Raw genomic sequence first — 19507 nt, 5'->3', positions numbered from 1 at the left:
CAGGGCCCATGACCGCATGTACGTCGCCCGCCTAGGGTCGGTTCCGTGTACGTCATGCTGACAGGCGTCGCCGCGCTCTGGGGCGCCGCGACCGGACTGCTGGTCCCGCGCGCCGCCTACCGGTTCTCCGTCGAACCGGAGGACGCATGGCGGGACACCTGCCCCGCCGGCCACCCCTTCAATGGGGTGGCCCGCGGCTGGCTCGGCTCCACACGGTGCGCGGCGTGTGCCGCGGGTGCTGCGGTGCGTACGACTGCGCAGACGAAGACGGCCGCGGTGCCGACGCCACCCGAGGAGCGGGACGGGGCCGCCGAGTCTGCCGAGGTCGCCGAGTCGGCGGACGCGAGCACGAAGGAAGGTGACGGTCGGGAAGGGGACCCCCGCACCGAACCGGTCGCGCGTTACGCCCCCGCCGTCCTTGCCCCCGTCGCCGGCGCACTCGGCTGCGCCGCCCTCGCCGCGGCCACCGGGCTCCGGCCCGAGCTTGCCGTCTGGCTGCTGCTCGCCCCTGTCGCCGTACTCCTCGCCACCATCGACCGCCGCGTCCACCGGCTGCCCGACCGGCTGACGCTGCCGCTCGCCGGTGCGGCCGTCGTACTGCTGGGTGGCGCGACGCTGCTTCCGGAGCACGCCGGTTCGTGGCTGTCCGCCCTGCTCGGCGGCCTCGCCCTCGGCGGCTTCTACTTCCTGCTCTTCCTGATCAACCCGAACGGGATGGGCTTCGGCGACGTCAAGCTCGCCCTGTCACTGGGGGTGGCTCTCGGCTGGTACGGGTGGGCGGTCGTCTTCGCGGGCGGCTTCGCCGGGTTCGTGCTCGGTGCCGTGTACGGGTTCGGGCTGGTCATCCTGCGGCGGGCCGGACGCAAGACGGGCATCCCGTTCGGGCCGTTCATGATCGCGGGCGCGCTGCTCGGGATACTGTTCGGCGGCCTCGCGGCCTGACCCGCCGGGGCACCCGGAATTCGGTCGCGCCCGCGAATGTGCGGTGACACCATCCCCGCATGCCCGGAACATCCGAAGAAGAGGAACGCACACGCTTCGAAGCGCTCGTCGCCGAGGCCGCCGCCGTCTCCGTCGACGGCTGGGACTTCTCCTGGCTCGACGGCCGGGCCACCGAACAACGCCCCTCCTGGGAGTATGCGCACGCCATGGCCGAGCGGCTGGGCCGGGCGCGGGCGGCCCTCGACATCCAGACCGGCGGCGGCGAGGTCCTCGCCTCCGCCCCGAAGCTGCCGCCGTTGACGGTCGCCACCGAGTCCTGGCCGCCGAACATCGCCCGCGCCACCGGCCTTCTGCACCCGCTCGGCGCGGTCGTGGTCGCCGACGCCGACGAGCCGCCGCTGCCGTTTGGGGACGCGGCCTTCGACCTGGTGGTCAGCCGGCATCCGGTGACCACGTGGTGGGCGGAGATCGCGCGCGTGCTGAAGCCCGGTGGTACGTACTTCTCGCAGCAGGTCGGCCCGGCCAGCGTCTTCGAACTCGTCGAGTACTTCCTCGGCCCGCAGCCTCCCGAGGCCCGCGGTGCCCGCGACCCGCAGCGGGCCCGCGCCGACGCGGAGGCGGCCGGGCTCGAAGTCGTCGACCTGCGGCTGGAGACGCTGCGTACCGAGTTCTTCGACATCGGCGCCGTCGTCTACTTCCTGCGGAAGGTGATCTGGATGGTGCCCGGCTTCACGGTCGAGCAGTACCGGCCGCAACTGGCCGCCCTGCACCACCTCATCGAGACCGAGGGGCCGTTCGTCGCGCGCACCACCCGCTTCCTGATCGAGGCCCGCAAGCCGCGGCAGCCGTAAACGTGGTGACGCTCGCTGTGCCATCACTCTCCCTTCACCGGCGTACGCCCAAAATGATGCGACCCTGGGCGGTGAGCGCACGGGGAAGGAGCAGGCCATGAGGGTGGAGAACGGCGAGGAGGCCTCCCGCAGCACGCGGCAGGGCAACGCCGAATGGCTCAGAGGGGCACGGGTCGTCGGTGTCCTCGGCCTCTTCTACCGGCCGGAGGGACGGATGGGGGAACCGGAGGCCGTCGAGTTCCTGCTCTCCGACAGCCAGTCGTTGCTCCTGACCTGCGCCTCCGACTGGACCCTGCATATCGGCCCCGGCACCTGGCCGCGCCTGCCCGACTGGTGCGTACCCGCCGGCCAGTGGGAGTTCGCCGCCCTGCCGCACCTGCCGGAACCGCCCGACGGCGGGTGGACGGTCACCCGCACGGAGGAGCTCCGGGACGAGCGCGGCGAGGTGCACCAGGCCGTCATCCGGTGCGAGGGCGGACGCTTCGTCGTCATCGGCGGGGACAATGTCGCGATCCGCTACACCCGAGGCCACCGCGGCGCGGAAGCGACCACCTGAGAGGACAAGCCACCGGCTACCGGGCAGGCGCTATGCGTGCGGCCCCACCGACACCTTTCCGACCGTCAGTTCCGGCTTCCCCTCCAGCACCACCCCCACCCGCTCCACCTGCTCCTCCAGCTCCCGCAGCTGCCCGGCCGTGAGCGGGGACAGCGGCTCCACGGTCACCGCGATCCGGCGGCCCGAGCGGCGCTGGTGCCAGACCCCGGCGACCGTGCCGTCGATCAGCAGCACCGGGTGGTTCCCCGCCTGGCCACCCGCCAGCGCGCGGGTGTACGCAGCGCCCGGGAAGAGCCTCTCGCGCGGCTGTGACGCGATGGCGAACGCATCGAAGTAGGGGAGCAGCCGAACCCCGCGCGCCGGCCCGGCGGGGAAGTCGGTGTCGCCCGTCGCCAGCCAGGCCGGCCCGCCACCCTCGTACGCCACCTCTTCGATCGCCCCGGTCCCGGCCTGCTCCGCGAAGACCGACGCCGCCCAACTGTTCGGCGCGGCAAGCCATTTCGCGAAGTGCCGCGGTGTGGCGGGCCCGTACGCGTGCAGATAGCGGTGTACGAGCCCGGCCAGCGCCTCCGGGCCGTCGAGCGGGGTGGCGCCCGGGTTGGTGTACGTGACCTTGCGGCCGCGGTCGGGGGCGAAGCACAGCACACCGCGGTGGCCCGCGAGATGCATCACCTGCCGCCAGCGCGGCCACATGTCCTGGAACGCGGGCATCACCCGGTCCCCGGCCCATGGCCCGGTGCGGGCTATCACCGCGTCGGAGAGCTCGTCGATCGTCAGCTCGGCCCCCGTCAGCGCGTCGCCGACCGCCGCGAGAACCTCCTCGGTCTGATCCGCGCTCAGCCGGACGTCCTTGCGGAACGGGCCGGTACCGGCCGGGATCGCGGACAACGCACCGATCCACAAGGACAGTTCGGCGGCCGTCAGCAGATGTACGGTGCCGCGCGGCCCATACGTCCTGACCAGGGTGCGGTCGTTCCACAGCGCCTTGCGCACGTCGGTACGCGTCGCGCCCGCCAGCCGCAGCCCCACGGACAGCTCGGCGGCGGACGACACCTGTGCATGCGCGGCGAGCATCGCCGACACGGCACGGTCGGAGGAGGAGGCCATCGGGGCGGCGAGGCCCTGGCGTTCGATCCGGCGCGCGTTCGCCTGGGCCCAGGTCACGGTCGCGGTTCGTGTCGTCATGATGCGGAAACTAGCGGCCCATCAGGTCAGGGCGTGTCCCATATGTGGTCCATGACCTCCGCGAGACGCACGGCTGCGGTCCTCGCCGGCGCGACGGTGCCCGTCCTGGCCCCGGCCCTCGCGGGCTGCGGGAAGGAGCGGGCGCAGGCCGGCGCCGCGGCAGCGACCGCACCGGCGCTCACGACGAGGCCCACGCTCTCCGCCGGAGCGACCCGCCGCCGACCGGGTGAAGGCCGATGCCCAGGTCGAGCGGATCGAGGCGGCGCTCACTCCGATGGCCCAGGACCGGCACACCACCGGGGCCGAGGGCCGCAAGGTGACCGGTCGGCGGCCACCGAGCCCATTGCGGGCCGCGAACGGGAACGGGCCCGGACCCGGGAGATGCCGGTCCGGCGTCAAGGCGGCGCCGTCGGCCGTCCGCCCTCTTTGCACCCTCTCCCGGGCCCCGGAATCCGTGCTCGGACCGGAGTCCTGCGAATTCGGAGAGTAATTATGGAGCGGCGTGGCACGCAGCATCACTTACGAAGGGTTATGGTGGAAACCCCCCCTCGGGCCGGTCCGTATCCCCCCCCACGGACCGGCCCGATTTTTTTGTGGGCCGGTTCTCACGGGTCCCGGGCGGGACCCGTGAGAACCGGACCGATCAGCCCCGTCCGGCCCAGATGTTGGTGCCCTCGGTGTCCACGGCGAAGGTGTCGATCTCCTTCAACTCCTCGGCGGACAGCGCCGGTCCGGCGAGTGCCGCGACGTTCTCCTCGAGCTGCTGCACACTCGACGCGCCGATCAGGGCGGACGTCATACGGCTGTCTCGCAGCACCCAGTTGAGTGCCAGCTGGGCGAGGGACTGGCCGCGCCGCTGAGCGATGTCGTTCAGCCCGTTCAGCCGGCGGACCACCTCGTCCGAGAGCAGCTCCGGGCTGAGGGACTTGCCCTGGGTCGCGCGCGAACCCTCCGGGATGCCATGGAGGTACTTGTTGGTGAGCAGGCCCTGGGCGAGCGGCACGAAGGAGATGCAGCCCATGCCGGCCGTCTCCAGCGTGTCCAGCAGCCCGTCGTCCTCCGTCCAGCGGTTGATCATCGAGTAGGACGGCTGGTGGATCAGGGCGGGCACACCCATCTCCTTGAGCAGCCGGGCGGCCTCGGCGGTCTGCTCCGAGTTGTACGAGGACACACCCACGTACAGCGCCTTGCCCTGCTGCACTGCGGAGGCCAGCGCACCCATCGTCTCCTCGAGCGGGGTGTCCGGGTCGAAGCGGTGCGAGTAGAAGATGTCGACGTAATCCAGCCCCATCCGCTTCAGCGAGGCGTCCAGCGACGACAGCAGATACTTGCGGGAGCCCCACTCGCCGTACGGGCCGGGGTGCATGTCATACCCGGCCTTGGTCGAAATGATGAGTTCGTCACGGTACGGGGCGAAGTCCTGGTGGAAGAGCTTTCCGAAATTGAGCTCGGCGGAGCCGGGCGGCGGGCCGTAGTTGTTGGCCAGGTCGAAGTGGGTCACACCGAGGTCGAAGGCGCGGCGCAGAATCGCCCGCTGGGAGTCCAGTGTGCGGTCGTCGCCGAAGTTGTGCCACAGGCCGAGCGAGACGGCAGGGAGCTTGAGACCGCTGCGGCCGGTCCGGCGGTACTCCATGGAGTCGTAGCGCGAACCGGCAGCCCGGTAGGAGGAAGAAGAATCAGTCACGTTTCCCTCCTTATCACGTACTTGTGACAGACCAGGTTGGGCCGGTGCGGCGCCTGCGCAGTAATGTGGCGACGTCGGGGACTGCCACGGCACGGCGGAGCGATGGACTCTGCGGACTTGTGCGGCGATCCCCAGGGGGGACGACCCCGGACCCCGGGCAGTGGGGCGGGCGGGCCCGCACAGAACCGAGAGGTGAACTCAGTGAACTTGCGCGACCTGGTGTACAGGCTCTACGCGCGCCGGGTGGAGGCCCGCCTCGATCACACCCAGGTGCCCAAGCACATCGGTGTCATCCTCGACGGCAACCGGCGCTGGGCGAAGGCGTCCGGCGGCACGGCCGCGCAGGGGCACCAGGCCGGTGCGGACAAGATCCAGGAGCTGCTCGGCTGGTGCAGTGAGACCGATGTCGAGGTCGTCACCCTGTGGCTGCTCTCCACGGACAACTTCGACCGGCCCGCGTCCGAGCTGACCCCGCTCCTCGGCATCATCGAGAACACCGTGCGCGACCTGGCGGCGGACGGCCGGTGGCGCGTCCACCACGTCGGCACGCTGGACCTGCTGCCCGCACACACCCAGACCGTCCTCAAGGAGGCCGAGCAGGCCACGGTCGGCGTCGACGGAATACTGGTCAACGTCGCCGTCGGCTACGGCGGGCGGCAGGAGATCGCGGACGCGGTGCGGTCTCTGCTGCTCGACCACTCGTCCAAGGGGACGTCCTTCGAGGACCTCGCGGAGATCGTCTCCACGGACCTGATCTCCGAGCACCTGTACACGCGGGGGCAGCCGGATCCGGACCTGGTGATCCGTACGAGCGGTGAGCAGCGGCTGTCCGGCTTCATGCTCTGGCAGAGCGCGCACTCCGAGTACTACTTCTGCGAAGTCTTCTGGCCGGCGTTCCGCAAGGTCGACTTCCTTCGCGCGCTGCGCGACTACGCGGCCCGAGGCCGCCGCTTCGGCGGCTGACACCACACGCATCCGAACCCAGCCCGTCCGGCGTTCGAGGACCGAACCCCGGGGCGGGTGGGCGCCCTGACCCGTGCTCCGGAGCACTGCTTCCGGCTCGCCCGCGCCCCTGCGCAACGGTTCCGGCGCCAAGTGCCGGACAGGCTCACAGCGTGGGCCCGGACCTGCGTGGTCCTGGACATCACTTCCGGCTCACCCGCCCGCCTCGTGGCGGCATGGCTTCGCGTGTTCGAGGGAATACCCCTGTCAGGTCGACGTCCGGTCAAAAACCAGGCGGACGTCGTGTCCAAGTGAGTGGCATCGAGTCCGCTCGCCCGGGAGGCCCTTTGCACACGAAGGACCGTACATACAGTGCGGCCGACGCGGAGGGCCGGCGCTCGGCCCGCGCAAGGTGGCCGCAGCCCGGTCCGTCCTCTCCCTTTGGGATGCTCCGCGACGCCGTCGCAGCCCAACCTCGTCCGAGGGGGTACGTCCTTCCGTGGTGACCAGCACAAAGCGCCGCATGCCCGACAGGCGCACCTACGTTCTCGACACCAGCGTCCTGCTGGCCGATCCGAACGCCATGGCCCGCTTCGACGAGCACGAAGTCGTGCTCCCGATCGTCGTGGTCACGGAACTGGAGGCCAAACGCCACCATCCGGAGCTCGGCTACTTCGCCCGGCAGGCCCTGCGCCTGCTGGACGACTTCCGGGTCCGGTACGGCCGGCTGGATGCCCCGATCCCGCTCGGGGATCTCGGCGGAACGCTGCGCGTCGAACTCAACCATTCCGATCCCGGCGTACTGCCCGCCGGCTACCGGTTGGGGGACAACGACTCACGGATTCTCGCGGTCGCGCGCAATCTCCAGGCCGAGGGCTACGACGTCACGGTCGTCTCCAAGGACCTGCCGCTGCGCATCAAGGCATCGTCGGTCGGCCTTCTCGCGGAGGAGTACCGCGCGGAACTCGCCATCACCGACTCCGGCTGGACGGGGATGGCCGAACTTCCGCTCTCGGCCGAGCAGGTGGATCTGCTCTTCGGAGAGGAGACGCTGTACGTCCCCGAGGTCGCCGAACTGCCCGTGCACACCGGACTGGTCCTCCAGTCCGAGCGCGGCAAGGCGCTCGGCCGGGTCACGGCCGAGGGCAATGTGCGCCTCGTCCGCGGCGACCGGGAGGCCTTCGGGATCCACGGCCGCAGCGCCGAGCAGCGCATCGCCCTGGATCTGCTGCTCGACCAGGACGTCGGCATCGTGTCGCTGGGCGGCCGGGCCGGTACCGGAAAGTCGGCGCTGGCGCTCTGCGCCGGTCTCGAAGCCGTGCTGGAGCGCAGGCAGCACCAGAAGGTGATGGTCTTCCGGCCGCTGTACGCGGTCGGCGGGCAGGAGCTCGGCTATCTCCCCGGCACCGAGGCCGAGAAGATGAGCCCCTGGGCGCAGGCCGTCTTCGACACGCTGTCGGCGGTCGCCGGGCGTGAGGTGATCGAGGAGGTACTGGGGCGCGGGATGCTGGAGGTCCTGCCGCTCACCCACATCCGGGGCCGGTCGCTCCACGACGCCTTCGTGATCGTCGACGAGGCGCAGTCGCTCGAACGCAACGTCCTGCTGACCGTGTTGTCCAGAATCGGGTCGAATTCCCGAGTCGTGCTCACGCATGACGTGGCCCAGCGGGACAACCTCCGGGTCGGCCGGTACGACGGAGTCGTCGCCGTGGTCGAGAAGCTGAAGGGTCATCCGCTCTTCGCGCACGTCACGCTCACCCGCTCCGAGCGTTCGCAGATCGCCGCACTGGTGACCGAAATGCTGGAGGAAGGCCAGATCTGATAGGGGATGCCACAGTTGATTCCGCCCGGCGAGCCAACGAGCTTAGCCGGGCGGCATCATGTTGCGGTGCCATTTCCGCAAAACACCTGAGCCAAACGAGGTGTGAGCTTTCACACGCAACGGAGAATTGCTTCGCGGCGGCCCGTTCCGGCAGAGTCTTGCTTCCGTCAGGCCCCGCATACGGCACACCCGCACCTCCAGAGGTGCCACGCACCACACAACTCAACAATCGCCGTCCGTATGCCGCCCGCGAGCACCACGCGGCACTCCCTCAGGGGAGCTGCCCACCGGGCCCGTGCCTCCCCGTGACCCAAGCAGTAGGGAGGCCAGTGTCAGGGGCACGATTGCGCCTGCGAGGTCACCTAAGCGGGCGATGCTGGAAGGACACCGTGTGAGCCGGATCTCGGTCCGGGGGTTCGCCGTGGCATCTGCCACCGCGGTCACCACCGTCGGCGCCGTCGTAGGCGTTGCTTCGGGCAGCACTCCCGCTGTCGACGACAACAACTTCGAGGCGACCGCAGCCGACACGACGCTTCTCGCCGACATCCCTGCGGGCCAGCAGGCCCAGGTGCAGACCGCCTCGCTGACGCAGCAGGCCGACGCCCAGGCGTCCGCGGCCGACGCGGCGGCGAAGAAGTCTGCCGAGGAAGCGGCCCGCATCCAGGCCGCCAAGGACGCCAAGTCGAAGAAGCAGGCGGCCGAGGACAAGCTGGAGCAGGAGCGGCAGGCCAAGGAGGACGCCGAGCGCGCCAGCCGTTCCGAGGTCCGCAGCGCCTCCGCGTTCGCCACGCAGAGCTCGTACACCGTGGCCGAAGTCCAGGCGATGGCTCGCCAGATGATCCCCAGTGATCAGTTCCAGTGCTTCAGCAACATCGTGAACCACGAGTCGAGCTGGAACTACCGGGCGACCAACGCCTCTTCCGGTGCCTACGGTCTCGTCCAGGCGCTGCCCGGCTCCAAGATGGCATCCGCGGGCGCCGACTGGCAGACCAACCCGGCCACCCAGATCAAGTGGGGCCTCAACTACATGGACAGCCGCTACGGCAGCCCGTGCGGTGCCTGGTCCTTCTGGCAGGCGAACAACTGGTACTAGAAATCGGAACCTTCCGGGGTTCCGGTCTCAACCTTGCGAAGCCCCTCACCGTCCTACGGTGAGGGGCTTCGCGCGTGTACCGTCGTCCGGACGACTCCGGGGGAGTGGTGGGGAGAGAAATCGGGGGAAGAGGAACACACATGTCGAAACTGCCAGGGTGGCTCGGCCGGGTGGGCGCCGAACTGACCGAGCTGGGCGAGCGGCTGGAGGAACGCCGGGCCGCGGCGGAGGCCGAGGCGGACCGGGACGCGGACGCCGAGCCGCCGATCCCGACCGCCGCCGACCACCCTGCCGCCACGGCCGACCATGTGCCGCCACCGCCCGCATACGCCCCGTCCGTCGGCGCCCGGCCCGATCCGGTCGCGGCGATCCCCTGGGGGATGCGCGTCGCGGCCGAGGCCGGCTGGCGGCTGCTCGTCCTGGCGGGCACGCTCTGGGTGCTGATGCGGGTCATCAGTGCCGTACAGCTGGTGGTGCTGGCGTTCGTCGCCGCGCTGCTCGTCACCGCGATGCTGCAGCCGACCGTTGCCCGGCTGAGGCGGTACGGGCTGCCGCGCGGCCTGGCCACCGCCGTCACGGCGATCCTGGGCTTCGTCATCATGGGCCTGGTCGGCTGGTTCGTTGTCTGGCAGGTCATGGACAACCTCGACACCCTCTCCGACAAGGTGCGCGACGGTATCGAAGAGTTGAAGCGCTGGCTGCTCGACAGCCCCTTCCACGTCACCGAGCAGCAGATCAACGATGTCGCGAAGAACCTCAGCGACACCATCGGCACCAACACCGAAGAGATCACCTCCGCCGGGCTCCAGGGCGTCACCGTGATGGTGGAGGTCCTCACCGGGATACTGCTGGCGATGTTCTCGACGCTCTTCCTGCTGTACGACGGGAAGCGCATCTGGCAGTGGGTGCTCAAGCTCGTACCCGCCCAGGCCCGGCCGGGGGTCGCGGGCGCCGGGCCGCGTGCCTGGCGGACGCTGACCGCCTATGTGCGGGGCACGGTGCTGGTCGCCATGATCGACGCGATCTTCATCGGGCTCGGGATCTGGTTCCTCGATGTGCCGATGGCGGTGCCGCTCGCTGTCTTCATCTTCCTCTTCGCCTTCATCCCGCTGGTCGGCGCGGTGGTCTCCGGAGCGCTTGCGGTGGTCGTCGCGCTGGTCACCGAGGGCGTGTTCACCGCGCTGATGGTGCTGCTCGTGGTGCTGGCCGTGCAGCAGATCGAGGGACATGTGCTGCAGCCGTTCATCCTCGGCCGCGCGGTACGCGTCCACCCGCTCGCCGTCGTCCTCTCGGTCGCCGCGGGCGGCATGATCGCGGGCATCGGCGGTGCGGTGACCGCGGTGCCGCTGGTCGCGGTCACCAATACGGTGGTCGGCTATCTGCGGACGTACGGGCAGGAGGCCTCCCTTCGCCATGCGCCGCAGCCCCGCGGGGCCACGGCAATGGGTGCGGCCCCGACTCAGCCCCCGCCCCCGCCCCCGGCGCCGGGGCCACCGCCCGCGGGCGGGGACGAAGGGGAAGAGAAGCCGCCGGTGCAGTGAGGCGGGGAGTACGGTGGGGCGGAACGATAAGAAGGGCCCCGTGGACGGTCGGTCGTCCTCGGGGCCCTTCTCGTATCAGGGGTACTGCTGTTACTGCTCGGCGAGCACGGCCTCGGCATCGAGGGTCACGCCGACCGCCTGGATCACCGAGGCAATCTTGACGGCTTCCTGAATGGTCTCACGGTCCACGCCGGCCTTGCGCAGCACCTGCTCGTGGGAGTCCAGGCACTGACCGCAGCCGTTGATCGCGGAGACGGCGAGCGACCACAGTTCGAAGTCGATCTTCTCCACGCCCGGCTTGCCGATGACGTTCATCCGCAGGCCCGCACGGAGCGTCCCGTACTCGGGGTCCGACAGCAGGTGCCGGGTCCGGTAGAAGACGTTGTTCATCGCCATGATGGCGGCGGCCGACTTCGCCGCGGTGTACGCCTCGGCGGAGAGGTTGGCCTTGGCCTCCGGCTCCAGCTCGCGCAGCACCTTCGGCGAGCGCGAGGCGATCGCGCAGGCGAGGACGGTGCCCCAGAGCTGCTGCGGCGGGAGTTCGCTGTTCCCGATGACCGAACCGAGGTTCAGCTTCAGGTCCTTGGCGAAGTCCGGGACGGCGGCCTTCAGTTCATCGAGTGCCATGTCGGTGTCAGCTCACTCGCCCGAGAGGAGCGCGACCGGGTCCAGGGTGTTCTCGCCCTTGGTCCAGTTGCACGGGCACAGCTCGTCGGTCTGCAGGGCGTCGAGGACCCGGAGGACCTCCTTGGGGTTACGGCCCACGGAACCGGCGGTCACCATCGTGAACTGGATCTCGTTGTTCGGGTCGACGATGAAGACGGCGCGCTGGGCGAAGCCGTCCTCGCCCTCGATGCCGAGGTCACGCATGAGCTCGTGCTTCGAGTCGGCCATCATCGGGAAGGGCAGGTCGGTCAGGTCCGGGTGGTCCTTGCGCCAGGCGTGGTGCACGAACTCGGAGTCGCCGGAGAAGCCGAGGATCTGAGCGTCACGGTCGGCGAACTCGTCGTTCAGCTTGCCGAAGGCGGCGATCTCGGTGGGGCACACGAAGGTGAAGTCCTTCGGCCACGCGAAGACGATCTTCCACTGACCCTCGTAGGTCTTGTGGTTGATCTGCTCGAACTCCTTGCCGCTCTCCAGCGAGACACAAGCAGTCAGGTCGAACTCGGGGAACTTGTCACCGACAGTGAGCACGCGCTCTCCTTGCAGCATAGGAATTCCCATTTGCGGGAGTTCCTGGGGGGTGGACGATGTCCACCTTGGCACAGAGTGCATTGATCGCGGAAATAGCTACACTCGGTCGTGATGATCGGAGGTGCCTATCAGTGGCGCAGAGCAACCAGGGCAATCGACCCAAACAACCGAGTCTGTCGCAGCTGCGTGCCTTCGCGGCCGTGGCGGAGCACCTGCACTTCAGGGACGCGGCGGCAGCAATCGGGATGAGTCAGCCCGCGCTCTCCGGAGCCGTGTCCGCGCTGGAGGAGACACTCGGTGTCCAGCTCATCGAGCGTACGACGCGCAAGGTGCTGCTCTCGCCCGCCGGGGAGCGGCTGGCGGTGCGGGCCGGGGTGGTGCTGGAGGCCGTCGGTGAGCTGATGGAGGAGGCCGAGGCGGTCCGGGCGCCGTTCACCGGAGTGCTCAGGCTCGGCGTGATTCCGACCGTCGCCCCGTACCTGCTGCCGACCGTGCTGCGGCTGGTCCACGACCGTTACCCGGAGCTCGACCTCCAGGTGCACGAGGAGCAGACCTCGTCGCTGCTGGAGGGGCTGGCCGCAGGCCGGCTGGACCTGCTGCTGCTGGCCGTGCCGCTCGGGGTGCCCCAGGTGACCGAACTCCCGCTCTTCGACGAGGACTTCGTGCTCGTCATGGAGCGCAGCCACTGGCTGGGCGGTCGCGCCGACATTCCGCGCGAGGCGCTGCGCGAGCTGCCGCTGCTGCTGCTCGACGAGGGGCACTGTCTGCGCGACCAGGCGCTGGACATCTGCCGGGAGGCGGGACGCACGGAGGGGGCGCCGGTGACCACGACCGCGGCCGGGCTCTCCACGCTGGTGCAGCTGGTCGCGGGCGGGCTCGGGGTGACGCTGCTGCCGCGTACCGCCGTCACCGTGGAGACCGCCCGCAACGATGCGCTGGCCACCGGCTATTTCGCGGATCCCGCGCCGTCGCGGCGGGTGGCGCTGGGGATGCGGACCGGGGCGGCGCGGCACGGCGAGTTCGAGGAGTTCGCCGCCGCACTGCGTGAGGCGATGCGGCCGCTGCCGGTACGGGTGACCGCAGCCACGTGACACGCGTGAAAGGGGTGCGGTCCTCCTCCTCACGGAGGGACCGCACCCCTTGTGCTCACCGCTTCGTCGTCGTCATTCCGTCCGCAGGCCGTCCGGTCGCATGAGCCGCCACAGCAGTGGCAGCGAGACCAGGGTGACCAGCAGGATCAGTGCGGTGCCGGCCCCCACCATCGGCAGGAACAGCCACCAGTCGGTCACCTTCTTGGCGATCATCCTGATCATCACCGCGCCGAGCCCGAGGCCGCCCGCGACCGCCACCACCAGGCCGATGAGGACCGGTACGGCGGTCTGCCAGAGCACCGACCAGCCGAGGGTGGTCCGCCGGGTGCCGAAGGCGACCAGGACCGACAGCAGGCGTCTGCGCTCCCGCAACTGCTCCAGCTGGGAGACCAGCATCGAGGCGGCGATCAGCAGCAGGGTCACGGTCGCGCCGACCTGGAGGCCGGTCTGCACGCTCGCGTACTGCCGGTCGCGCGTCACCGAATGCAGGGAGTCGACGCGCATGCCGGGGTCGATCCTGGCCGCCGTGTTCCGTACGTACTCGGCGACGTCCGGGACGCTCTCGTCGACCTTGATCTGCGCGTTGACCGTCGCGCCGGGCAGCGTACTCGGGTCGACCGCGCCGACCGTGGCCATGATGCCCCAGTGGTCCTCGCCCATCGGATCGCGGCGGGAGACGACGGTCGGGGCGTCGGCGGGCAGGGTCCACCGCTTCGACTTCACGCCGTCCGGCTCGATGGACGAGCTGATCTCGACCTCCTTGCCCTTGCGAGCCGTCTGGTCCATCCAGGTGGCCATCTCCTTGTCGTTCCTGGGGTGGACGACGAAGGCGTCGCCCTCCTTGCAGGAGCCGATCCGGGCGAGCTCGCGCAGGGTCGCGCAGTCGCCGATGGACAGTGAGGTGGTGGGCCGGATGTCGCCCTCGTACTTCCCCGGCCGGGTGACGTACACCTCGACCGTGCCGATGACGGCCTGCACGCCCTTGGTGGCCCGGAACTCCTTGATGGTGCGCGTGGCCGCGTCACCGGTCACGTTCTCGGAGAACGTCGTGAACTGGGCCCGCGAGGGATCCTGTCCCGTCACCCGGTTGAAGTCGTCGCCCATCGCGGCGAACAGCATCTGCAACGCCACCGCGCCCGCCACCGCGACCGTGATGCCGCTGACCGCACGGGACGCCGTCCCGCTGCTCAGCTGGAGCCTGCGGGTCGCGAGCTGCCAGGGCAGCGGGCCGCCGTGCAGCCGATTCACACACGCCTCGACCAGCCACGGCAGCAGCAGTGCGAGCCCCACCAGGACCAGCACCGCGCCACCGGCGATCGGATACGGATTGACGGCGGTGTTCTCGTCGACCTTTCCGGTCAGCGCGAGTACCGCCACTCCCGCGACCGGCATCAGCAGCCGCCACCAGAACCGGCGCCTGCGGCTGCGGCTGTTGCGTACGACGCCGAGCGGTTCGATCACCACCGAGCGCAGGGCGGTCAGGGTGACGAGCACAGCCGCCACCGGTACCGCCACCGCGATCATCGCCGCCAGCCAGGGGGCCGGGACCAGATCGGCGGGGAAGGCGCTGAAGTCCCACACCTCGACGGCGCCCATGAACTGACGTCCCACCAGGAAGAGGACCAGGCCCGTCAGCAGGCCGAGCACCGCGCCGAAGAGCGCCTCACCGGCCGCGATCCGGCGGGTCATCCGGATGTCCGCGCCGACCAGGCGCAGCGCCGCGAGCCTGCGGTCGCGGCGGTCCCCGCCGAAGCGCACGGCCGTCGCGATGAAGATCGCGACCGGCACCAGCAGGACGACGCAGATCATGATGACCAGCACGATGAGGACGGGGGACAGGGGCTCGGGCGGGGCCTGGTCGCCGTAACCCGCCAGCCGGTGGCCGCCCGCGGCGGGGGTCAGGGTGTCGCTGCCCGCGTAGTAGAGCAGTTCGCTCGGGGAGGTCAGGCCCTGGTCGTCGATCGTTCCGGTGATCCGGTACGGCAGCCGCTCCTTGAGAAGACTCCCCTCCGGGGAGCCCAGCAGCTCCTCCAAAGCGGGCGAGACGACCATCTCGTCCGGGCCGGGCAAGTTCGCCACACCGGGCGGGGTGACCGGGTGAGCCCCCTCCGGGCGCATCAGGAAGCCCCCGACGGAGCGGCCGCGGTATTCGGACTCCGTACTGATCCGCAGCACCGTGGAGTCCGACTTCGGGACGGTGTCGTCGCGTGAGACGCGCGCCTCGGCGCGGGCCTGATCGCGGCCGGCACGCTGATCGAGCAGATGCGGTACGGAGGAGGCGACCAGCAGCAGCGCCACGCCGAGTCCCACACCGACCGCGGTGAGCGCGGTGCGGGTCCAGCCTTCACGCCCGCCGGAGGAGGCGAACCGGATACCGAGGCCGAGATCCCGCAGCAGGGCGATCGCGCGGGAGGGCTCGGCGGGCCGGGGCTGCTCGGCTACCGGGACCTTCTTCGGTTCGAGCAGCGTCATACGGCGTGCTCCAGGTCGCGGGCCCGGCCGTCGCGCACGGTGACGTCGCGGTCGGAGTAGGCGGCGACGCGGGCCTCGTGCGTCACCAGGACCACGGCGACATTGGCGGACCGGGCGGCCTCGCCGAGCAGTTGCATCACCCGCTCGCCGTTGAGGGAGTCCAGGGCGCCGGTCGGCTCGTCCGCGAAGATCACCTTCGGGGAGGAGACCAGGGCGCGGGCGATGGCGACGCGCTGGCCCTGGCCGCCGGAGACCTCGCCGGGACGCTTGGCGCCGAGGTCGTCGACCTCCAGGTGCTCCATCCAGCGGAGGGCGGTGCGCTCGGCGTCCTTGCGCCTGGTGCCGCTGAGGCGGAGCGGCAGGGCGACGTTCTCCACGCAGGTCAGCTCCGGGACGAGTTGTCCGAACTGGAAGACGAAGCCGAAATCGCTGCGGCGCAGGGCGCTGCGTTCGGCGTCGGACATCGCGGAGAGCTCGCGGCCCGCGTAGGTGACCGTGCCGCTGTCGGGTGTGACGATGCCGGCGAGGCAGTGGAGCAGGGTCGACTTGCCGGAGCCGGACGGCCCCAGCACGGCGACGATCTCGCCGGGATGGACGGAGAACGAGGCGCCGTCCAGGGCGGGTGTCGAGCCGTACGACTTGCGCAGGTCGCGGGCTACGAGGAGGGAGCCGGCGGCGGTCATGCGGCGACCTCGCGGGCGAGGCGGTCGAGCCGGGCGGCGGTCAGTTCCAGCCAGCGGAGGTCGGCCTCCAGATGGAACAGGGCGTGGTCGCAGATCAGCTGGTCTGCGAGGTCGCCGCCGCGCTTGCGGTCGGTGAGGATGCGCATGAGGCGCAGGTGCTCGGCGCGCTGCGTGTCCAGGAGGGTTTCGGCGCTGCGGCCGGTGAGCAGGGCCAGGACGACCTTGGTGTACAGCGTCGACTGGAGGTACGGCTCCGGCTTCTCGGGCTGGGCGAGCCAGCCGGCGACATCGGTGATACCGGCCTCGGTGATGGCGTACCGCTTGCGCTCGGGTCCGCCGCCGCTCTCTATGCCGTCGACCTCGACGAGGCCGTTCTTGAGGAGGCGGGACATGGTCGAGTAGACCTGGCCGTAGTGCAGGGGGCGGTCGTGGCCGAACTTCTCGTCGAATGTGCGCTTGAGGTCGTAGCCGTGGCGGGGGCCGGACTCCAGGAGTCCGAGCAGGGTGTGACCGATAGACATGCGGACACTATACGTGGCGTGTATACCTTGCATGTATACGCGGGTGGGGCAGTCCTCCCGAGATGAGGTGGGGCGTCGGCCGTACTGCTGGGTGCGGCCCTCAGCGGGCCATACGGCGGGCCCGGCCCGGGCCGCCACGGCCCGACGGCATCGCCCCTGCGCACGGGAACGGGCCCCGGGAGAATGCTCCCGGGGCCCGTTCCTGCGTCACCGCGTTCAGCGGCGCGGTGCCAGCACCTGCTTGAGTACGTCGTGCACGTACGTGTTCGGGTGCTTGCCCGAGAAGCTGTCGGAGAGCGGACCGCTCGCCGTCACGGGCACGTCCACGCTGGTGTGCCCCGACGTGGTCCAGTCGATGGTGAACTTGCGGTCGCTGCCGCGGATCGAGAACGGACCGTCCTCGGCGGAGATGGCGTCCCCGGACTCGTCGTTGGCGTCGACCTCCTCGACCGAGAGACCGCCGGTCTCGTGGTCACCGGTGACGACCAGCAGCGTGTCGGGGTGCGTCGCGATGTACGCGCGGGCCACCGCGACGGCCTTCTCCAGCTGCTGCATCGACTGCAGGACGCGCGTGCCGTTGTTGGAGTGCGCGAACTCGTCGGTGCCTTCCTCCTCGACCATGAGGAAGAAGCCCTTCTTGTTCTTGTCCAGGCTGCTCAGGGCCTTGCTGGTCATCGTGCCGAGGTCCACGACCGGGCTGTAGACGTCGCCCTGGCCCTCGGGGCGCTGCTGGAACATCTCCTCGTTGCTGAACAGCCCGAGGAGCTTGCCGTTCTTGGCCTTGCTCAGCCCGCTCGCACTGTTGACGTACGAGTAACCGGCCTTCTGGGCCTTCTTGATCAGGTTGCCCTTGGTGCCGCGGCTGCCCTCGGTCGTGTCCTCCGCAGGCTTGTCCTTGAACGCGCCCGGCGTACCGGCCGGCAGCCACCAGTCCTCGCCGCCGCCCAGGATGACGTCGGGCTTGCTGACGTCCAGGTACTGACGGGCGATCTCGTCCTGCTGTCCGCGGTCCGCGGTGTTGGCGAAGAACGCCGCCGGGGACGCGTCGGTGACCTGCGCGGTGGTCACCAGGCCGGTGGCCTTGCCGACCGCCTTGGCCTGCTGGCCGAGGGTCGCCAGCGGGTTGCCGTCGACGTCGACGCTGATCGCGCCGTTGTAGGTCTTCTCGCCCGTGGCCCACGCGGTCGCCGCCGCGGCGGAGTCCGTCACGACGGCCTTCGGGTCCCGCGGGGTGGTGGTGAGCTGGCCGGACGCCGTGAGGCGGTCCATGGCCAGCTGGCCTTCCAGGCCGGAGAGGTTGAGCCTCGCTGCCTCGCGCATCGAGGCACCCATGCCGTCACCGTTGATGAAGATGACGTTCTTCGCCGTGGGGGCTTTCGCCTTCGCCGCCGACTGCGGGGCAGCGGCCGACGCACCCAGCGTCGGGTTGAGCACCATCGTGGCGACCGCGGCCACGACGGCCGCAGCGACGGGTGCTCCCCATCGCGCACTACGCACGCGTCTGTTCACAACAGCTCCTCGTGAATTACAAAGCTTTCACACGTGAACGTAGGCGCGGGGGTGGTACCCGTCGTGAACGAGAGGCATCCGCAGACGGAACAACCCGCAGCCGGGGTTCCGTGACAGCTGCGTGCCCGCGATCGCCGGGGGGCCGATCTTCGGGCCCGTCCGGTGCTGAGGGGCAGGCGCCCGGCGCCTGCCCCTGCTCGCCCGCCTCCTACTCCGCCGGGGGCTTGGGTGGACGGCCTCGGCGGGGGATGGGAGATGTCGTCTTCGGCAGGCGGCCCGCCTCTGCCAGTGCTCTGCGCAGCAGGAACTCGATCTGGGCGTTCGCGCTGCGCAGTTCGTCCGAGGCCCAGCGGGCCAGCGCGTCGTGCACCGCGGGGTCCAGCCGCAGCAGCATCTGCTTGCGCTTCGGGGTTTCTTCCGTCACTGGTAGAGCGTGCCCGTGTTCAGGACGGGTTGCGCCGCGCGGTCACCGCACAGCACCACCATCAGGTTGCTGACCATGGCCGCCTTGCGTTCGGAGTCGAGCTCGACGATGTCCTGTTCGGCGATCCGGGTCAGCGCCATCTCGACCATGCCGACTGCGCCCTCGACGATCTGCTGGCGGGCCGCGACCACCGCACCCGCCTGCTGGCGCTGGAGCATCGCGGAGGCGATCTCGGGGGCGTACGCGAGGTGGCTGAAGCGGGACTCGATGATGCGTACGCCGGCGGCCTGCACCCGGGCGGTGAGTTCGGCGGCCAGCTTCTCGGTGATCTCGTCCGCGTTTCCGCGCAGTGACAGGCCGCCCTCGTCGTGGGCGTCGTACGGGTACTCGATCGCGATGTGGCGGACGGCCGCCTCGGTCTGCGTGGCGACGAACTTCCGGAAGTCGTCGACCTCGAAGAGCGCCTGCGCGGTGTCCTCGACCTTCCAGACGACGATCGCGGCGAGCTCGATGGGGTTGCCGTAGGCGTCGTTGACCTTGAGGACCGCGGTCTCGTGGTTGCGGACCCGGGTGGAGATCTTGCGGCTGCTGGTCAGGGGGTTGATCCAGCGCAGTCCGTCGGCTCGGATCGTTCCGACGTACCGGCCGAAGAGCTGGATGACGCGGGCCTCGCCGGGCGCCACCATCTTGACGCCGCTCATGCAGAAGAACGAGGCGACGGCGAGAAGCACCCCTACGACGAGGAGCGGGATCCCCGCCCCGTCGTGTCCGTTGGCGCCCAGGGCGCCGCCGATGATCGCCAGGCCGACGCCGAGGAATACGCCGAGGACGGTCAGGAGCAGGCCGAAGCCGCCGGGGATGGAGTGCGCCGTGGTCTCCCGGACCTGCGGTTCGGGCATCTCCGGAGCGCCGTCGGTTTGCACCGCTATCGGTTGGTCGGTCATGATTCCCCCTGTTTGCGTGTCTAGCGTGTTGCTAGCAATGTGATTACACATTA

The 19507-nt window shown here is 70.1% G+C and carries 18 protein-coding genes; 8 read left to right on the top strand and 10 right to left on the bottom strand.

The genetic code is table 11. The features are described 5' to 3' along the window. Positions 1-45 precede the first annotated feature (45 nt). The 3 genes from OHA03_RS08840 to OHA03_RS08830 all read left to right on the top strand — a co-directional run bounded on the left by OHA03_RS08840 (position 46) and on the right by OHA03_RS08830 (position 2349). On the top strand, positions 46-942 hold the full coding sequence (locus OHA03_RS08840) for an A24 family peptidase (RefSeq protein ID WP_267002471.1): 897 nt from the start codon (positions 46-48) through the stop codon (positions 940-942). Positions 943-1001: 59 nt separating this feature from the next. Continuing rightward, entirely contained in the window at positions 1002-1793 is a 792-nt protein-coding gene (locus tag OHA03_RS08835) for a class I SAM-dependent methyltransferase (RefSeq protein WP_267002469.1), read from the top strand. Between the two features lie 97 nt (positions 1794-1890). Next, positions 1891-2349, top strand: a complete 459-nt coding sequence (locus tag OHA03_RS08830) for a hypothetical protein (protein ID WP_267002467.1) — start codon at positions 1891-1893, stop codon at positions 2347-2349. A gap of 30 nt (positions 2350-2379) precedes the next feature. Here OHA03_RS08830 and OHA03_RS08825 read toward each other — a convergent pair whose 3' ends face one another. Together OHA03_RS08825 and mgrA are read right to left on the bottom strand one after the other, a co-directional pair. Further along, the gene (locus OHA03_RS08825; RefSeq protein WP_267002465.1) at positions 2380-3534 is read right to left on the bottom strand and encodes a winged helix DNA-binding domain-containing protein; all 1155 of its coding nucleotides are present in this window, start codon (positions 3532-3534) and stop codon (positions 2380-2382) included. Positions 3535-4177: 643 nt separating this feature from the next. Continuing rightward, complete coding sequence (gene mgrA, locus OHA03_RS08820; protein WP_267002463.1) at positions 4178-5218, bottom strand: L-glyceraldehyde 3-phosphate reductase; 1041 nt, start codon at positions 5216-5218, stop codon at positions 4178-4180. Between the two features lie 201 nt (positions 5219-5419). Here mgrA and OHA03_RS08815 point away from each other — a divergent pair, with 201 nt between their 5' ends. The 4 genes from OHA03_RS08815 (at position 5420) to OHA03_RS08800 (ending at position 10616) form a co-directional block, all read left to right on the top strand. Continuing rightward, the gene (locus OHA03_RS08815) at positions 5420-6181 is read left to right on the top strand and encodes an isoprenyl transferase (protein ID WP_030914966.1); all 762 of its coding nucleotides are present in this window, start codon (positions 5420-5422) and stop codon (positions 6179-6181) included. A 478-nt stretch (positions 6182-6659) separates the two neighbouring features. Further along, positions 6660-7982 (top strand): PhoH family protein, encoded by a 1323-nt coding sequence (locus OHA03_RS08810; RefSeq protein WP_313938949.1) that lies wholly within the window; start codon positions 6660-6662, stop codon positions 7980-7982. 391 nt (positions 7983-8373) lie between these two features. Beyond that, the gene (locus tag OHA03_RS08805; protein WP_267002456.1) at positions 8374-9075 is read left to right on the top strand and encodes a transglycosylase SLT domain-containing protein; all 702 of its coding nucleotides are present in this window, start codon (positions 8374-8376) and stop codon (positions 9073-9075) included. A 140-nt stretch (positions 9076-9215) separates the two neighbouring features. Beyond that, positions 9216-10616: an AI-2E family transporter gene (locus tag OHA03_RS08800; RefSeq protein ID WP_267002454.1), complete on the top strand. Its 1401-nt coding sequence runs from the start codon at positions 9216-9218 to the stop codon at positions 10614-10616. A gap of 90 nt (positions 10617-10706) precedes the next feature. Here the strand turns inward: OHA03_RS08800 and OHA03_RS08795 are convergent, their stop codons facing one another. Then, on the bottom strand, positions 10707-11243 hold the full coding sequence (locus OHA03_RS08795) for an alkyl hydroperoxide reductase (protein WP_267002452.1): 537 nt from the start codon (positions 11241-11243) through the stop codon (positions 10707-10709). 12 nt (positions 11244-11255) lie between these two features. Then, positions 11256-11810, bottom strand: coding sequence for a peroxiredoxin (locus OHA03_RS08790; protein WP_030969360.1), 555 nt, complete (start codon positions 11808-11810; stop codon positions 11256-11258). Between the two features lie 131 nt (positions 11811-11941). On the opposite strand from OHA03_RS08790, the gene OHA03_RS08785 reads away from it, so the two are divergent. Next, positions 11942-12901 (top strand): hydrogen peroxide-inducible genes activator, encoded by a 960-nt coding sequence (locus tag OHA03_RS08785; RefSeq protein ID WP_267002447.1) that lies wholly within the window; start codon positions 11942-11944, stop codon positions 12899-12901. Between the two features lie 72 nt (positions 12902-12973). Here OHA03_RS08785 and OHA03_RS08780 read toward each other — a convergent pair whose 3' ends face one another. The 6 genes from OHA03_RS08780 to OHA03_RS08755 all read right to left on the bottom strand — a co-directional run bounded on the left by OHA03_RS08780 (position 12974) and on the right by OHA03_RS08755 (position 19454). Continuing rightward, entirely contained in the window at positions 12974-15373 is a 2400-nt protein-coding gene (locus OHA03_RS08780) for an ABC transporter permease (protein WP_267002445.1), read from the bottom strand. Beyond that, the gene (locus tag OHA03_RS08775) at positions 15370-16056 is read right to left on the bottom strand and encodes an ABC transporter ATP-binding protein (protein ID WP_267002443.1); all 687 of its coding nucleotides are present in this window, start codon (positions 16054-16056) and stop codon (positions 15370-15372) included. Before OHA03_RS08775 ends, OHA03_RS08780 begins: the two co-directional genes overlap by 4 nt. Further along, complete coding sequence (locus tag OHA03_RS08770; RefSeq protein WP_267002441.1) at positions 16053-16577, bottom strand: PadR family transcriptional regulator; 525 nt, start codon at positions 16575-16577, stop codon at positions 16053-16055. Before OHA03_RS08770 ends, OHA03_RS08775 begins: the two co-directional genes overlap by 4 nt. 216 nt (positions 16578-16793) lie before the next feature. Then, positions 16794-18086: an alkaline phosphatase gene (locus OHA03_RS08765; RefSeq protein WP_267002439.1), complete on the bottom strand. Its 1293-nt coding sequence runs from the start codon at positions 18084-18086 to the stop codon at positions 16794-16796. A gap of 208 nt (positions 18087-18294) precedes the next feature. Next, complete coding sequence (locus OHA03_RS08760; protein ID WP_267007980.1) at positions 18295-18480, bottom strand: hypothetical protein; 186 nt, start codon at positions 18478-18480, stop codon at positions 18295-18297. Between the two features lie 26 nt (positions 18481-18506). After that, the gene (locus OHA03_RS08755; RefSeq protein WP_267002437.1) at positions 18507-19454 is read right to left on the bottom strand and encodes an SPFH domain-containing protein; all 948 of its coding nucleotides are present in this window, start codon (positions 19452-19454) and stop codon (positions 18507-18509) included. Positions 19455-19507: the final 53 nt, after the last annotated feature.

The organism is Streptomyces sp. NBC_00154 (assembly GCF_026342835.1).
In the GTDB taxonomy this organism is placed as follows: Bacteria; Actinomycetota; Actinomycetes; order Streptomycetales; family Streptomycetaceae; genus Streptomyces.
The sequence above is the reverse complement of the archived record's forward strand: the minus strand, read 5'-3'. Positions and strand labels throughout refer to the sequence as shown.

Coding starts and splice junctions, on each gene's coding strand:
- OHA03_RS08835 (WP_267002469.1), top strand. CDS start 1,002: ATGCCCGGAACATCCGAAGAAGAGGAACGCACACGCTTCGAAGCGCTC.
- OHA03_RS08830 (WP_267002467.1), top strand. CDS start 1,891: ATGAGGGTGGAGAACGGCGAGGAGGCCTCCCGCAGCACGCGGCAGGGC.
- OHA03_RS08825 (WP_267002465.1), bottom strand. CDS start 3,534: ATGACGACACGAACCGCGACCGTGACCTGGGCCCAGGCGAACGCGCGC.
- OHA03_RS08800 (WP_267002454.1), top strand. CDS start 9,216: ATGTCGAAACTGCCAGGGTGGCTCGGCCGGGTGGGCGCCGAACTGACC.
- OHA03_RS08795 (WP_267002452.1), bottom strand. CDS start 11,243: ATGGCACTCGATGAACTGAAGGCCGCCGTCCCGGACTTCGCCAAGGAC.
- OHA03_RS08780 (WP_267002445.1), bottom strand. CDS start 15,373: ATGACGCTGCTCGAACCGAAGAAGGTCCCGGTAGCCGAGCAGCCCCGG.
- OHA03_RS08775 (WP_267002443.1), bottom strand. CDS start 16,056: ATGACCGCCGCCGGCTCCCTCCTCGTAGCCCGCGACCTGCGCAAGTCG.
- OHA03_RS08770 (WP_267002441.1), bottom strand. CDS start 16,577: ATGTCTATCGGTCACACCCTGCTCGGACTCCTGGAGTCCGGCCCCCGC.
- OHA03_RS08760 (WP_267007980.1), bottom strand. CDS start 18,480: ATGCTGCTGCGGCTGGACCCCGCGGTGCACGACGCGCTGGCCCGCTGG.
- OHA03_RS08755 (WP_267002437.1), bottom strand. CDS start 19,454: ATGACCGACCAACCGATAGCGGTGCAAACCGACGGCGCTCCGGAGATG.